The sequence below is a fragment of the uncultured Maribacter sp. genome (assembly GCF_963974015.1).
In the GTDB taxonomy this organism is placed as follows: Bacteria; Bacteroidota; Bacteroidia; order Flavobacteriales; family Flavobacteriaceae; genus Maribacter.
Genome location: NZ_CAXBBZ010000013.1, coordinates 77,627 through 92,907, shown reverse-complemented (window position 1 = coordinate 92,907; position 15,281 = coordinate 77,627). Strand labels below are relative to the sequence as shown.

General features: G+C 34.2%; 12 protein-coding genes and 1 pseudogene. 11 read left to right on the top strand and 2 right to left on the bottom strand.

Annotated features, from left to right (window positions below; genetic code table 11):
* Positions 1-795, top strand: a pseudogene (locus AACZ41_RS14585) (solute:sodium symporter family transporter); the annotation flags it as partial.
* 27 nt (positions 796-822) lie between these two features.
* Complete coding sequence (locus AACZ41_RS14580) at positions 823-1,635, top strand: inositol oxygenase family protein (protein WP_339629282.1); 813 nt, start codon at positions 823-825, stop codon at positions 1,633-1,635.
* Between the two features lie 73 nt (positions 1,636-1,708).
* On the opposite strand, the gene htpG is transcribed toward AACZ41_RS14580, so the two are convergent.
* Positions 1,709-3,601: a molecular chaperone HtpG gene (gene htpG / locus AACZ41_RS14575; protein ID WP_339629281.1), complete on the bottom strand. Its 1,893-nt coding sequence runs from the start codon at positions 3,599-3,601 to the stop codon at positions 1,709-1,711.
* 370 nt (positions 3,602-3,971) lie between these two features.
* Here htpG and AACZ41_RS14570 point away from each other — a divergent pair, with 370 nt between their 5' ends.
* The 4 genes from AACZ41_RS14570 (at position 3,972) to AACZ41_RS14555 (ending at position 7,825) form a co-directional block, all read left to right on the top strand.
* Positions 3,972-4,625, top strand: coding sequence for a TetR family transcriptional regulator C-terminal domain-containing protein (locus AACZ41_RS14570; protein ID WP_339629280.1), 654 nt, complete (start codon positions 3,972-3,974; stop codon positions 4,623-4,625).
* Positions 4,626-4,642: 17 nt separating this feature from the next.
* On the top strand, positions 4,643-5,953 hold the full coding sequence (locus AACZ41_RS14565) for an AarF/UbiB family protein (RefSeq protein WP_339629279.1): 1,311 nt from the start codon (positions 4,643-4,645) through the stop codon (positions 5,951-5,953).
* A gap of 117 nt (positions 5,954-6,070) precedes the next feature.
* Entirely contained in the window at positions 6,071-7,081 is a 1,011-nt protein-coding gene (locus AACZ41_RS14560; protein ID WP_339629278.1) for a beta-ketoacyl-ACP synthase III, read from the top strand.
* A gap of 384 nt (positions 7,082-7,465) precedes the next feature.
* The gene (locus AACZ41_RS14555) at positions 7,466-7,825 is read left to right on the top strand and encodes a CoA-binding protein (RefSeq protein ID WP_339629284.1); all 360 of its coding nucleotides are present in this window, start codon (positions 7,466-7,468) and stop codon (positions 7,823-7,825) included.
* Between the two features lie 6 nt (positions 7,826-7,831).
* Here the strand turns inward: AACZ41_RS14555 and AACZ41_RS14550 are convergent, their stop codons facing one another.
* On the bottom strand, positions 7,832-9,319 hold the full coding sequence (locus AACZ41_RS14550) for a sodium:solute symporter (protein ID WP_339629277.1): 1,488 nt from the start codon (positions 9,317-9,319) through the stop codon (positions 7,832-7,834).
* Between the two features lie 174 nt (positions 9,320-9,493).
* Between AACZ41_RS14550 and AACZ41_RS14545 the strand changes: the two genes are divergently transcribed.
* The 5 genes from AACZ41_RS14545 to AACZ41_RS14525 all read left to right on the top strand — a co-directional run bounded on the left by AACZ41_RS14545 (position 9,494) and on the right by AACZ41_RS14525 (position 15,278).
* On the top strand, positions 9,494-10,798 hold the full coding sequence (locus AACZ41_RS14545) for a M20/M25/M40 family metallo-hydrolase (RefSeq protein ID WP_339629276.1): 1,305 nt from the start codon (positions 9,494-9,496) through the stop codon (positions 10,796-10,798).
* Between the two features lie 175 nt (positions 10,799-10,973).
* A complete protein-coding gene (recR, locus tag AACZ41_RS14540) occupies positions 10,974-11,594 on the top strand; it encodes a recombination mediator RecR (RefSeq protein WP_339629274.1) in 621 nt (206 codons plus the stop codon).
* A 91-nt stretch (positions 11,595-11,685) separates the two neighbouring features.
* Positions 11,686-13,059: a dihydrolipoamide acetyltransferase family protein gene (locus AACZ41_RS14535; RefSeq protein ID WP_339629273.1), complete on the top strand. Its 1,374-nt coding sequence runs from the start codon at positions 11,686-11,688 to the stop codon at positions 13,057-13,059.
* 165 nt (positions 13,060-13,224) lie between these two features.
* Complete coding sequence (locus tag AACZ41_RS14530; protein ID WP_339629271.1) at positions 13,225-14,391, top strand: DUF481 domain-containing protein; 1,167 nt, start codon at positions 13,225-13,227, stop codon at positions 14,389-14,391.
* A 110-nt stretch (positions 14,392-14,501) separates the two neighbouring features.
* The gene (locus AACZ41_RS14525) at positions 14,502-15,278 is read left to right on the top strand and encodes an exonuclease domain-containing protein (RefSeq protein WP_339629270.1); all 777 of its coding nucleotides are present in this window, start codon (positions 14,502-14,504) and stop codon (positions 15,276-15,278) included.
* Positions 15,279-15,281 lie beyond the last annotated feature (3 nt).

Sequence of the window (15,281 nt, the reverse complement as noted above, 5' to 3'; positions counted from 1 at the left end):
TCAATTATACAACGAGTTTTGGGTGCGGTTAATTTAAAAGAAGCACAAAAGGGATTACTGTTTACAGGACTTTTAAAGATTTTGGTACCACTTATTATTGTTTTACCAGGACTAATTGCATTTTATTATTTTGGAGAAACCCACTACGGTAATCAAGATAGTATTTATCCTTTGTTGGTGAAGAAAGTTATGCCATTATGGTTAACGGGTTTCTTTGTTGCAGTGATGATGGGTGCTATTTTAAGTACATTTAATAGTGCCCTAAATAGTGCGGCGACTGTATTTAGTTTGGGCATATTCAAAAGATATATAAATAAAAATAGTAGTGAACTTAAGTTGGTGAGAATAGGAAAACTAACATCGGCCATTCTTGCCATATTTGCGATTTCAATTGCACCATTTGTAGCCAATGCCCCTGCAGGACTATATCAACTTTTACAAGAATTGAATGGGATATTCTTTATTCCTATTGCGAGCGTAATAATAGCAGGATTCTTATTTCCAAGGGTTACGGCTACCGGAGCTAAAATCGGGTTATTATTTGGATTGCTTTTTTATGTCATAGTGAATTTCGGATTTAAAGTAAATCTTCATTTTGTTCACATTTGGGGATTAGAATTTATTCTGAATATTATAGTTATGCACTTGGCTTCGAACTTTTTTTCAAATGAAGAGAAATTTGAAATGCAAGACTCTGGAATATTAGATTTGAAACCTTGGAAATATGCTAAACCATTTAGTTTGTTCTTGGTTTTGTTTACAGTGATTTTATATTTAATTCTAGGGAATGTGTAAATTTATCTAACAATTAAATTCTACCTCATGGAAGAAAAAGTTTTCAGGGACTATAATGCACCAGATGTATCGGTTGCGGTAAAGGAACACTATCGTAAGATGAGAAAAAATCAAACTTTGGATTATGTACAGCATATGCATAAAAAATATCTAACCTTTGATAAGCCCATGGATCTTTGGGATGCCATGCGTCATTTGAATAGTCTTATTGATGTAAGTGATCCGGATATTAACTTACCTAACATTCAGCATTTAATACAAAGTGCTGAAGCTATACGCGCAGATGGCAGACCTGATTGGATGCAATTGACAGGTTTGATTCATGATCTGGGTAAAGTAATGTTCTTAAAAGGGTCTGATGAAGATGGTACGAGCCAAGCAGAACAATGGGGTATGGTCGGCGATGTATTTATAGTAGGCTGCGCATTACCGGACACATGTGTATTTCCTGAATTCAATAGTCTTAATAAAGACATGAAGAATGAAAAATATAATACATCAACAGGCATTTATGAAAAGAACTGTGGTATAGATAATGTAGATTTAGCTTGGGGCCATGATGAATATTTGTACCAAGTGTTAAATAATCATAAAACAAATACATTACCAGAAGAGGCTATGGTGATGATACGTTACCACTCCTTTTATCCTTGGCATTCCGGTGGCAGTTATAAAGAACTTTTAAATGATAAAGATGCTGGTTATTTAAAATTGATTAAAGATTTTAATAAATATGATCTGTATACCAAAAGTCAGAAAGTGTATGACTTAGATGAGGTACTGGATTACTATCGGCCAATTGCTGAAAAGTATTTGGGTACTGGTCCAATTTATTGGTAGTCTTATGGATTAATTAATAAAAAAGCCACTACAAAATATGTAGTGGCTTTTTTAAACTTATAAATGAATGAGATTATTTTACCATCTCATAACTACGTTTAATAAACTCCGTCAAATCCTTTCCTTTTAGTAAACCTTTAGATAGCTTGGCCAAGTCTAGTGATTGATTGATCAAACGTTCTTTTTTCTTGGCTGTTTTTGTATTCAATATTTCACCGACCAGCTCATTATTTGTATTAACGATTAGGTTGTACATTTCAGGCATGGCACCCATACCGAACATACCGCCACCGCCACCGGTCTGTTGCATCTCTTTCATACGACGCATAAATTCTGGTTCTGTAATGGTAAATGGTGAAGCATCACTATCCATAGCTTCTAATTGAACCGTATAGTTGCTTTTTTCTCCAATTACTTTTTCCAATTCTGTTTTTAAAGTTTCCTTTTCCTCATCGGACATTTTAGAAATTTGAGTATCCTCTTTCTGAATCAGTTTATCGATATGGTCAGCATCTACACGAGCAAAAGAAATATTTTCTTTAGAACTTTCTAATTTCTGTATCAAGTGACCAATAATAGGAGAGTCTAATAACAACACTTCATATCCTTTAGCCTTAGCCGTTTCTATATAACTATGTTGAGCTTCTTTGTCAGAAGCATAAAGAATAACCGTTTTACCGTCTTTGTCAGTTTGTGTTGCTTTAATCTTTTCTTGTAATTCTTCAAAAGTAAAATAAGAACCATCTACCGTTGGGTAAAGTGCAAACTTATCTGCTTTATCAAAGAATTTATCTTCAGACAGCATTCCGTACTCAATAACGATTTTAATATCGTTCCATTTTGCTTCAAATTCCTCTCTGTTGTTTTTGAATAAAGAGTTTAATTTATCGGCTACTTTTCTAGTGATGTAAGAAGAGATTTTCTTTACGGCACCGTCGGCCTGTAAGTAAGAACGAGATACGTTTAGAGGAATATCTGGAGAATCGATTACACCACGTAGCATGGTCAAAAATTCAGGTACAATACCTTCAACATTATCCGTTACAAAAACCTGATTCTGATAAAGCTGAATTCTATCTTTTTGTTGGTTTAAGTCATTAGAAAGTTTTGGAAAGTAAAGTATACCCGTAAGATTGAAAGGGTAGTCTACATTTAAGTGAATGTGGAACAAAGGCTCCTCGAACTGCATTGGGTATAGCTCTCTGTAAAAACTTTGATAATCTTCCGGTTTTAAATCTGCAGGTTGTTTTGTCCAAGCTGGGTTAGGGTTGTTGATAATATTATCAACCTCTACTGTTGGTGCAGGGTCTTCTTTTTTTGCGCCTTCTGGTTTTGGTAAGGTTTCTGTTCTCATTCCGAATTTTATCGGAATAGGCATAAACTTGTTATACTTACTCAACAAGCTCTTTATCTTACCATCTTCTAAGAACTCGGTAGAATCATCTGCTATATGAAGTATAATCTCTGTACCGCGAGTATCTTTTTGGGCCTCTTCCATTACAAATTCAGGAGAACCATCGCAAGACCAACGTACGGCTGGCTCATCTTTATAACTTTTAGTTATAATTTCTACTTTATTAGCAACCATAAATGCAGAATAGAAACCTAAACCAAAATGGCCGATAATACCTGAATCTTTGGCAGAATCTTCATATTTGTTCAAGAACTCCTCTGCTCCTGAAAAAGCAACTTCATTAATATATTTTTTAACCTCTTCTTCGGTCATACCTAGACCTTGGTCAATAATATGAAGTTTTTTTCCTTCTTTGTCGACCTTAACTTCAATAATAGGGTCGCCGTAATCAACTTTAGCTTCGCCAATAGTTGTTAAATGCTTCATCTTCAAAGTTGCATCGGTAGCGTTTGAAATTAATTCTCTAAGAAAAATTTCATGATCGCTATATAAGAACTTTTTAATAAGTGGAAAAATGTTGTCTACAGACACATTAATTTTACCTGTTGCCATATGTTATATTATTTATGTCACCATTCTAGTGACTATTGCTATATAATTGTTTGATGCAGTGAAGTCAAAAAAAATACCACAATAGTAGTTTGTGACAAACTGACAGTTTTAAGTGCTTGTAAAGTTTAACATATATTTTTGTTTATCTATTGCGGTAAAAAGTTAAACATAATGTATATTTGTAATGTGATTGTGAAAAAGTGCTATGAAAAAGAATTTTACACATAATCACAAGTTGATTATTTATTGGTTAGGTTGTTTAAAACGTGCTATTTTTTAATAGCACGTTTTTGCTAAACAAAAGCTAATGTTTCATAAAAACTTCTAACTATGAAAATTGCATCGTACCTTTTTATAAAAACTATTGAATATGTCTACAAAAGCAAAAAAAATATCGAGAGAATCTATCGTTGCAATGTTTATGGACTATGTTTTAGAGCATGAAGAAGTGCCAAAGACGGTTTATAAGTTTTGTAAGGTAAACAGTATACAAGAATCTGATTTTTATTTACATTTTGGTTCAATAAGTACATTGCAAAAAGGTATATGGACTATCTTTTTCGATAATGCATCTAATGTTATGTTGAAGAATAAAGAGTATCAAGATTTTTCTAATAGAGATAAGATGCTTACTTTTTTCTATACCTTTTTTGAGGTATTAACCCTTAACAGAAGTTATGTTTTATTCGCAATGGAACAATCTAATAATACGCTGAAGAATATGGAGCAGCTTAAAGGCCTGCGAAGGAATGTAAAAGAGTTCACAAAAGGTTTAATAGTAGCTGGGAATGGGAATAAAAATACAAAAATCACCAAGCACAATCCTCAGTTATTCTCAGAAGGTGCTTGGTTACAATTTATGTTTTTATTGAATTTTTGGAAGTCTGATGATTCGGCAGGTTTTGAGAAGACAGATGTCGCAATAGAAAAATCTGTCAATACTATATTTGATGTATTCGATAATACTCCCTTAGAGAACATTCTCGATTTCGGTAAATTTCTTTACAAGGAAACTTTTGCCTAATCTAACGAACCTACAATTTGAAAACACTTGATAGAATACCCACTGGAAAGATTGAACGAGCTAGTAAGCTAGTTAGGACAGGGGCCAAAATTGGGGGCAATTATGCAAAATATTTAGGCAAGAAAATTATAAATCCTGATACAACGAAAGACGAACTGAACGAGGATAATGCCACAGACATTTATGACGGATTAAAATCTCTTAAGGGTAGTGCTTTAAAAGTAGCTCAGATGTTGAGTATGGAAAAGAATTTATTGCCAAATGCTTATGTGGAAAAATTTTCTTTATCCCAGTTTTCTGTTCCACCATTATCTGCCCCTTTGGTGCGTAAAACATTCAAAAAATATTTAGATAAATATCCAGAAGAAGTTTTTGATACTTTCGAAAAAGATTCTATAAATGCGGCAAGTATAGGTCAAGTACATAAGGCGACCAAATATGGTAAAACATTAGCGGTTAAAATTCAATACCCTGGTGTTGCACAAAGTATTAGTAGTGATTTGGCCATAGTAAAACCTATAGCTATTCGAATGTTTAATCTACAAGGTAAAGACTCTGGCAAATATTTTAAAGAAGTAGAGAATAAACTAATAGAGGAGACGGACTATTTGCTGGAAGTTGCTCAAAGTATAGAAATAACAAAGGCTTGTAAGGGTATACCAAATCTAAAATTCCCTCAGTACTACAAAGATTTATCCAGTGAACGAATTATTACAATGGACTGGATGACCGGCAAGCATTTAAGTGAATTCACCAAAACAGATTTTTCACAAGAAACAGGGGATAAGTTAGGCCAGGCATTGTGGGATTTTTATATGTTTCAGATTCATGGGTTACGAAAAGTGCATGCTGATCCGCATCCCGGTAATTTTTTGGTGAATGAAGAGAATGAATTAATAGCCATTGATTTTGGTTGCATCAAAGAGGTTCCTGATTCGTTTTATATACCTTATTTCGAATTAGCAAAACCTGAGAATATTTCTAATGATAAGATTTTTACAGATAAATTGTATGAATTAGAAATTTTGGCGGTAACCGATAAACCAGTTGAAATAGAATTTTTTAAAGTACTCTTTTATCAGTTGTTGAGTTTGTTTACATCTCCGTTTCATAATGAGGAATTTGATTTCGACGATGAGGTTTTTTGGGGTAGAATAGCAGATTTAGGAGAGCAGTTTGCATCAGACAAACAAATTAGGAAGATGAATGGTAATAGAGGGTCCAAGCATTTTCTATATATGAATCGTACTTTTTTTGGGTTATATAATTTACTTCACGATTTAAAAGCCAATATTAAGGTGAATAATTTTAAGAAATACTTAGATTAAGATTTACAGCAACATTCTTATTACTGGTGATTGTTACATTTTTAAGCTTGATTATTAATTCTTGTTTATATTGCAACACTAATTCTGCCTGAAATCTTTCAGGTTAAAAATATTACTATGTATAATTCAAAAATAATTGGCTTAGGTCATTATGTTCCTGATAACGTAGTGACAAATGATGATTTGTCAAAATTGATGGATACCAATGATGCCTGGATTCAAGAAAGAACCGGTATTAAAGAAAGAAGGCATGTTGTAAGTGGTGATGGTGATACTACAACTACCATGGGCGTGAAAGCCGCAAAAATTGCTATTGAAAGAGCTGGTATTGATAAAGATGATATTGATTTTATTATTTTCGCTACACTAAGTCCTGATTATTATTTTCCTGGTCCAGGTGTTTTAGTTCAAAGAGATTTAGGTATTAAAACTGTTGGTGCCTTAGATGTTCGTAATCAATGTTCGGGTTTTGTATATGCAATTTCTGTTGCTGACCAATATATTAAAACCGGTATGTATAAAAATGTATTGGTTATTGGTTCTGAACTCCATTCTCACGGATTGGACATGACTACTAGAGGTAGAGGTGTATCCGTTATTTTTGGTGACGGTGCTGGTGCTGCCATTTTAAGTAGAGAAGAAGACAACTCTAAAGGAATTCTTTCTACCCATTTGCATTCTGAAGGACAGCATGCTGAAGAACTTTCATTGATTGCCCCAGGTATGGGCAAAAGATGGGTTACTGATATTATAGCAGATAATGACCCTAATGATGAATCTTACTTTCCTTATATGAATGGTCAATTTGTGTTTAAAAATGCAGTTGTGCGTTTTAGCGAGGTCATTATTGAAGGTTTAGAAAAGAACAAACTGAAATCTACCGATATAGATTTATTGGTACCACATCAAGCAAATCTTAGAATATCACAGTTTATTCAAAAGAAATTTAAACTTACCGATGATCAAGTGTTCAACAATATTATGAAATACGGTAATACTACAGCTGCATCTATTCCTATTGCGCTTACAGAAGCTTGGGAAAAGGGGAAAGTCAATGAAGGTGATCTTGTGGTTTTGGCCGCATTTGGTAGTGGCTTTACATGGGGTAGTGTAATCATAAGGTGGTAAATAAAGAACCCATGGTAAAACCATGGGTTCTATATAGCTTACCTAACAAGAAAAAACCAACCATTCTTCTTTATTAAATATACCTATACAATATAATAGACGAATTTTTATATCTATTGTTACTGCTGTAGTGTGACTTATTTTAGATATTGTAGGAATTTTTCTTTTATGAGTGTCTTGAAAAATAAAAACCCGGACATTCCAAAATGAATTGGAAGCCGGGCTTCATAATGCTGATAGGCTATACTAAACACTAACCATTAACTATAAACATATAGCGTTACCAACAATAAATTTTAATACTCAGACAATATCTAACTATGCTAATAGACGAAATATTGCGCAATTAGTTACATATATGTAATATTTTAACATTTTAATATGATGAAAAAGACCCTTGTTTTTGGAGCTTCCTTGAACCCAGCTCGTTATAGCAATTTAGCAATAAGAAGACTGGTAGATTCTGGAATAGAAACCCAAGCCTACGGATTGAGGGAAGGTGAGGTTTCTGGAGTCAACATCAGTAATAATTTTGACAAAATTAATGATATTCATACAATTACCCTATATCTAAGTCCAAAAAGACAAGAAGAATATTTTAATGAGCTAATTTCTTTAGCCCCAATTAGGGTAATATTTAATCCGGGTACTGAAAATCCCACATTTTATAGTTTACTTGAAAAGAACGGTATAGAAGTCGATGTGGCCTGTACCTTAGTACTTTTGTCTACTGGTCGATATTGAAAAATCCTAAGTAATATCGTTAATACTCGGCTCTGCTGGCCGTCTTCGAATAAGCCATAGTCCTACGAAAGTAAGTAGACCGTTTAAAGGTAGTAGCTCATATCCAAATATATATCCACCTAAATATTCATTTGGTAGTTTAGCTAAAACAAGAATTATTGAAACACAGATTAAGGCAACTATCCAGACATATTTATCTTTTACCTGATGCTTTGTGAAAATACCAAAAGAGAATAAACCTAGTAGAGGCCCGTAAGTGTAAGAAGCTACGGTAAGTAAACCATCAATTACATTTCTATCTAAAATATATTTGAATGAGATGACTACCATAATCAGTAATACACTCATGCCAATATGTGTCATTCTCCTTATTTTCTTTGCTTTCTTTTGTGATTTTTTTTCAGTGTTGAGAAAATCTACACAAAATGAAGTGGTTAGAGATGTTAGTGCACTATCCGCACTGCTGTAAGCCGCTGCTATTAAGCCTAGCATGAAAGTTATGGCAACGGTAATACCTAAGCCACTATTTAAGGCAATTTCTGGAAAAAGTAAATCAGATTTTGGTGAGCCATCCATGAGTGGTATTGCTATATTGTGTGTGTCGGCATAAATGAATAAAAGCGCACCTAGCAACATAAAAATAAATGTAACTACTACGAGCACAATACTAAAGCTGACCATGTTTTTTTGAGCTTCCCCTAAATTTTTACATGTTAGGTTTTTTTGCATCATATCTTGGTCTAGGCCAGTCATGCAAATAGTAATAAACATTCCGCCTAAAAATGATTTAACCAAATGTTTTTTTGACGAAAAATCATCTGTAAAAATAGTTTTACTGTATTGTCCCAATTCTGGCGAATTTAAGAACTCAATGAAGGTCCAATCCATTTTATCCAAAATAAAATAAATAGAAAGTCCGACAGATACAAGCATGAATAATGTTTGTAAAGTATCTGTCCAAACGATAGTTTTTATTCCACCTCTAAATGTATAGACCCAAATAAGTAATATAGAAAGAATGACGGTTATTTCGAAAGGAACATTCCAAGCATCAAAAACAAATTGTTGCAGTACGATAGCTACTAAGAATAATCGAAATGCAGCACCTAAAACCCTAGATATGAAAAATGATATGGCGCCAACTTTATAGCTAACAAAACCAAATCTATCATCAAGATATTCATAAATAGAAGTAACGTTTTGTTTATAATAAATAGGTAGTAGTACGAATGCAGTAACCATATAACCTAGAAAGTAACCAAACACCACTTGCATGTAGCTAAATTGGGAAGCATCGACCCAGCCAGGAACCGAAATGAAAGTGACACCAGATAATGATGCTCCAACCATACCAAAGGCAACTAAATACCAAGGCGATTGTTTTCCGGCCTTAAAAAAATCTTCATTGGAATCGTTTTTGCCAGTGAAATATGAAATAATCAAAAGCAAAACGAAATAGCCAGAAATCAAAAGTAGTATATGAGAGGCGTTCATTATTTATTATTTTGAGGGCAAATTACAAAAAGTTAAAGGAGGTATTAAGATAAGGTGAAAAGGTTGGGCTTAAATTGACAATTCTCGAATTAATAGCTAATAAAGTATTCGAATTTTTTTAGTAGAAATATTTTTTGATACCTTTTCATCGTACAAATTCTAAAAGCATAAATAATGAGGCGATTGAATAATTTTTCTGATAAGATAATTGTAATGGTATTGGTTTTCATTTTTAGTATCACCAATAATGTGTATGGTCAAGATGCTTTAAAAACACATAAGAAAATTGACAAGGAACTTGCAAAATTATTGAAAGATAAAAGTATAAAAAGTGCTTTTGAGTATATAGATGCTATCGAAGAAGAAACGAATAAAAACTTAATTGAATTAACTGAAATTGCAGCTCCACCTTTTTTAGAAGGGGAAAGAGCTAAGGCCTTAGAGAAAATGTTTGTTGATGCAGGTGTCGACAATGTCTCAATAGACGAAGTTGGTAATGTTGTTGCATTGAAAAAAGGAACAGAAGGTGGAAAAGTAATAGCATTAGATGCTCATTTAGATACCGTTTTTCCAGAAGGTACAAGTGTAAATGTGCAACAAAGAGGTGATACATTATTCGCGCCAGGAATAGGAGATGATACTAGGGGATTGGCGATGCTACTGACTATTTTTAAAGCAATGAAAAATTCTAATTTAAAGACGAAAGCGGATATTTGGTTTGTTGCATCAGTAGGTGAAGAGGGATTAGGAGATTTAAGAGGGGTTAAGCATCTTTTTAGAAATGGTGCACCTAAAATAGATTCATGGATATCAATTGATGGTGGAGCAATAGGGAGAGTGAATAACGCTGGTTTGGGGTCTGTTAGGTATAAGGCTTTATTTACAGGTAAGGGTGGCCATTCTTGGGGAGCATTTGGATTGGCGAATCCACATCATGCTTTAGGTTATGCTATAAAGGAGTTTTCTGTCAATGCTAAAAAATATACAGACGAAGGACCTAAAACAAGCTTCAATATTGGAAGAATGGGTGGAGGAACTTCTGTAAACTCTATACCTTTCGAATCTTGGATGGAAGTAGATATGCGTTCAGTCGATAAAGATAGGCTGGTTGAGATTGATAGTATTTTTAAGGCATCTATGCAAACAGCTTTAGAAGAATATAATAACTCTGGCATTGATGACAAGATTTCTTTAGAATTAATTAAGATTGGAGATAGGCCTTCAGGAGAATTATCCATAGACACACCTTTGGTGCAAAGAGCTATTAGTGTTACAACGTTATTTGGTTCTACGCCAAGTCTTACTAGAGGATCTACCAATAGCAATATTCCTATTTCTTTGGGAATTCCGGCAATAACTATAGGCAGAGGTGGTATTGGTGGTGGTGCGCATTCATTAAATGAATGGTGGTTGAACGAGAATGGTGCAGAGGCCATTAAACTTGCTTTACTTCTAACAGTGTCTGAAGCTGGTTATTAGAACTAAAAACATATTTAAGGGATTACTACAGAAATCACTAGGGGTTTCTATACTATTTAAGTATAGCCTATTTACAAGTGTATCATAAAATATGACTATAATTCAATAAGAATTTTGTACACGCTGTAAGGTATATTTTTCAACTTTAATCGTAAATTTATACCCATTAAAGCCTATGGATTTTTCATCTAAATTATTAGAAAATGCAGTATATGAAGTGTCGCAATTGCCAGGTATTGGTAAGCGAACTGCATTACGCTTAGTTTTACATTTGCTAAAGCAACCAGAACAGCGTACAGAAAATCTTTCATCATCATTGGTTAGTTTGAGAAGTAAAATTCAGTTTTGTCAGAATTGTCATAATATTTCAGATACCAATATGTGTGAAATTTGCGCAAACCCTAAAAGAGATGATGCTTTGGTTTGTGTCGTTGAAGATATTAGAGATGTAATGGCAATAGAAAATACAGGTCAATTCAGGGGAAAGTATCATGTTCTTGGGGGAAAAATTTCTCCTATGGAAGGTATTGGGCCACAAAATTTAAAAATTAAATCGCTTGTTGAAAAAGTAGAAAAAGGCGTAATAAAAGAATTGATTTTTGCGTTGAGTTCTACAATGGAAGGCGACACGACTAACTTTTATATTTTCAGACAAATTGAAGGTTTAGAGGTAAAGACGTCTACCATTGCGCGAGGTATTGCAGTAGGTGATGAATTGGAATATGCTGATGAGGTAACCTTAGGGAGAAGTATAGTGAATAGAGTTCCGTTTGAAGGTTCGCTAAGACAAGATTAGTTCTTGTTATTTCGCTATAATATCAACCAAAAGGTGTAAATTTTATTATTTTTGCAAAAAATATATACAAAACAAGCTATAAATTATCGATATGTCAAAATTTGAATTGAAACTACCACGTATGGGAGAGAGTGTTGCAGAAGCAACATTGACGTCATGGTTGAAAGAGGTAGGGGATACTATTGAGATGGATGAAGCCATTTTTGAAATTGCTACAGATAAAGTTGATAGTGAGGTGCCAAGTGAGGTAGATGGTGTTTTGATAGAGAAATGCTTTAATGTTGATGATATAATTAAAGTTGGTCAGACCGTGGCGATTATTGAGATAGATGGAGATGTTGAAGAGAGTGAGGTTGCAGAAATTATTGATAAAAAAGATGTTGAGGTAGCTGTACAAGAAGAAATGGTTTCTGAAGCTGAACAGGCTGTTATAAAAGCTAAATCTTATACTTCTTCCGCAGATTTGGTCATAGGGGATTCAGACCGATTCTATTCACCTTTAGTTAAGAATATTGCTAAGCAAGAAGGTATTTCGTTTGAAGCGCTCGAAACTATACCAGGTTCTGGTAAAGATGGTAGGGTTACAAAAGATGATATATTGAACTATGTAAAAAATGGAGCAAGTTCTCATCATTTAAAAGCACCAACTGCTGAACAGGTGAAACCAGCTGCAATTGCAGCGGGTAGAACTTCTGCGCCTTCGCCTGTTAAAATTAATGAACCAGTGATTGATAAGCCCAAAGTTCAGGTTTCTGGAGACGATGAGGTGATTTCTATGACTAGAATGGGCAAGTTGATTGCCAAACACATGACGGATAGTGTTTCAACATCTGCACATGTTCAAAGTTTTATTGAAGTTGATGTAACCAACATTGTAAGTTGGCGCAATAAGATGAAAGATGCTTTCTTTAAAAGAGAAGGTGAAAAATTAACTTTCACTCCAATTTTCATGGAGGCCGTTGCTAAGGCTTTGAAGAAATATCCGATGATGAATATCTCAGTTGATGGGGATACCGTTATTAAAAAGAAAAGTATAAATATAGGTATGGCGGCTGCATTACCAGATGGTAATCTTATTGTTCCGGTAATTAAGAATGCAGACCTATTAAATTTGGTAGGAATGGCGAAGGTTATAAATGACTTGGCCAACCGTTCTAGGAATAATGCTTTAAAGCCAGATGAAGTACAAGGTGGTACATATACGGTAACCAACGTAGGTACATTTGGTAGTGTGTTCGGTACTCCGATTATTAATCAGCCACAGGTAGGTATTTTGGCATTAGGGGCTATTCGAAAAATGCCTTCGGTTATTGAAACTCCAGAAGGCGACTTTATAGGTATTCGTAGTAAAATGTATTTATCGCATAGTTATGACCATAGAGTTGTCAATGGTGCGCTAGGTAGTATGTTTGCAAAGGCTATAGCAGATTATTTAGAGGCTTGGGATCCAAACCGTGAAATTTAATTAAAGGCGATATTTTAAGAAGGTAGTAGTATTTGAACCAGTTTAGAATACTGTTATCTTTAGTATTCTTTTAATTATTTATTTTCTATGTTTCTTTGCTCTTATAGTAAAATTATCTTTTTCTTAATTTGTTTAATATCCATTATTTCAGTTCGTTCACAAGAATTGGAAAAAGAACCTGTGCGTCTTTTTACCGATTGTGATTGCGAAAAAAATTATATCCGTCAAGAAATTGGCTATGTAAATCACGTACGGGATCAATCTCAAGCAAATGTTCAATTATTTATTTACGATATAGCTAACGGTAGTGGCGGTAGAACCTATTCGTTAGACTTTAAAGGAATAGGTGTTTTCGAAAGCATTTTAGTGAAACTGGCTTACGAAACAACGGCAACCATGACTAGCGATGAGGTGAGGAGGGGTTTGGTAGAGAAAATTAAGTCAGGATTATTGAAATATATTCTAGAATCAAATATGGCTGAAAAAATCACCTATTCTATTAATACAGATGACATGGGTGAAATCATGAATATTGAAATTGAAGATCCTTGGAACAATTGGCTCTTTGAAATATATGGTGAAGCAGAGTTAGACAAGGAAACAAGTAGAAAAGCTTTTCAATATGAGCTTGGTTTTGAAAGTGATCGGGTAACTGAAAAATGGCGGATAAGGGTAGATTTGGAAATGAACGAGGCGAGAAGCGAGTTCAAACAAGATGGTGAAACTTTCACTAGCGAGCGTTTAAGGTATTCTGGAGATGCTAGTGTTGTTCGAAGTTTAACGGATCATTGGTCGGTTGGTCTCTTTGGTGGTGCAACGCATAATACATTTACTAATTTAAATTTTCGTGGCTATCTAAATCCGGCTTTAGAGTATAATATTTTTCCCTATCGAGAGGTACTACGCCGTGAGCTTGTATTTGCCTATCGCATCGGGTATTTCTATAATGATTATATTGATGACACCGTATTTGGATTACAGGAAGAAGGGGTGTTCAACCACTCGTTAGATGTTCAACTTCGATATAGGCAACCATGGGGAAATGTGTATAGTAGATTGCGAGGTTCTACGTTTTTGGAAGATTTCAATAAAAACAGGATAGAGTTGTTCGGTAGATTATCCGTTAGGATCTATAAGGGCTTAGCAGTTACTTTTTCCGGTAATTTTGAGGTAATACGTGATCAAATTAACTTGCCTGCAGGTGATGCATCTATTGAAGATGTGTTATTGCAGCAAAAGCAAATTGCTACAGATTATGAACTTGGTTTTCGGGTAGGTATAAGTTATACTTTTGGGTCTGCCTTTAATAACATAATTAATACTCGCTTATAAATCATCAAGTATACTTATCAGCAGAAGTGTATTTTTAGAATAAATTTAAACAGAGGCGCCCTATAGCGTTCATAGAACGAAAAGGTATCTTTGTCAAAAGTTAGACTCGTATGGAATTAAAGCTTACTAGGCCTATTTGTTTTTTCGATTTAGAAACAACTGGTGTCAATGTCGCAAAGGATCGAATTGTCGAAATTGCAATACTGAAAATATTTCCAAATGGAAATAAGGAAAGTAAAACATGGTTGGTAAATCCAGAAATGGTTATACCGGATGAGGTTATTGCGGTGCATGGCATAACCAATGAAAAGGTGGCAAATGAGCCAACCTTCAAAGAACTTTCTAAAGAAATTTACAATATTATAAGGGATAGTGATTTAGGCGGATTTAATTCTGACCGATTCGACATTCCGTTACTTGCGGAAGAATTATTGCGTGCAGATATAGATTTTGATATGAAAAATACAGTATCTGTAGATGTGCAGACAATTTTTCATAAAATGGAAAAACGAACGTTAGAAGCTGCATATAAGTTCTACTGTGATAAAGATTTATTAGATGCCCATAGCGCTGCTGCAGATGCCAATGCGACATATGAAGTTTTGCTTTCTCAGTTAGATAGATACCCAGACTTAGAAAACAATATTAAAAAACTTTCCGAATTTTCAAGAAGAAAACAATCGGTAGATTTTGCAGGTTTCATTGCTATGGATGAAGAAGGAGAAGAAGTATTTTCTTTTGGAAAACATAAAGGGAAAAAAGTTCATGCTGTGTTAGAAAATGAGCCTGGCTATTTTGGGTGGATGCTAAATGCAGATTTTCCGTTATATACGAAGAAGATACTTACCCAAATAAAGTTGAGCAAGCTCAATAATAAATTAAGTTAAACT

Excerpts from the sequence above, each read along its gene's own strand:
- AACZ41_RS14570 (WP_339629280.1), top strand. The coding sequence starts at position 3,972 with ATGTCTACAAAAGCAAAAAAAATATCGAGAGAATCTATCGTTGCAATG.
- AACZ41_RS14580 (WP_339629282.1), top strand. The coding sequence starts at position 823 with ATGGAAGAAAAAGTTTTCAGGGACTATAATGCACCAGATGTATCGGTT.
- htpG (WP_339629281.1), bottom strand. The coding sequence starts at position 3,601 with ATGGCAACAGGTAAAATTAATGTGTCTGTAGACAACATTTTTCCACTT.
- AACZ41_RS14535 (WP_339629273.1), top strand. The coding sequence starts at position 11,686 with ATGTCAAAATTTGAATTGAAACTACCACGTATGGGAGAGAGTGTTGCA.
- AACZ41_RS14545 (WP_339629276.1), top strand. The coding sequence starts at position 9,494 with ATGAGGCGATTGAATAATTTTTCTGATAAGATAATTGTAATGGTATTG.
- AACZ41_RS14560 (WP_339629278.1), top strand. The coding sequence starts at position 6,071 with ATGTATAATTCAAAAATAATTGGCTTAGGTCATTATGTTCCTGATAAC.
- AACZ41_RS14555 (WP_339629284.1), top strand. The coding sequence starts at position 7,466 with ATGAAAAAGACCCTTGTTTTTGGAGCTTCCTTGAACCCAGCTCGTTAT.
- AACZ41_RS14550 (WP_339629277.1), bottom strand. The coding sequence starts at position 9,319 with ATGAACGCCTCTCATATACTACTTTTGATTTCTGGCTATTTCGTTTTG.
- recR (WP_339629274.1), top strand. The coding sequence starts at position 10,974 with ATGGATTTTTCATCTAAATTATTAGAAAATGCAGTATATGAAGTGTCG.
- AACZ41_RS14525 (WP_339629270.1), top strand. The coding sequence starts at position 14,502 with ATGGAATTAAAGCTTACTAGGCCTATTTGTTTTTTCGATTTAGAAACA.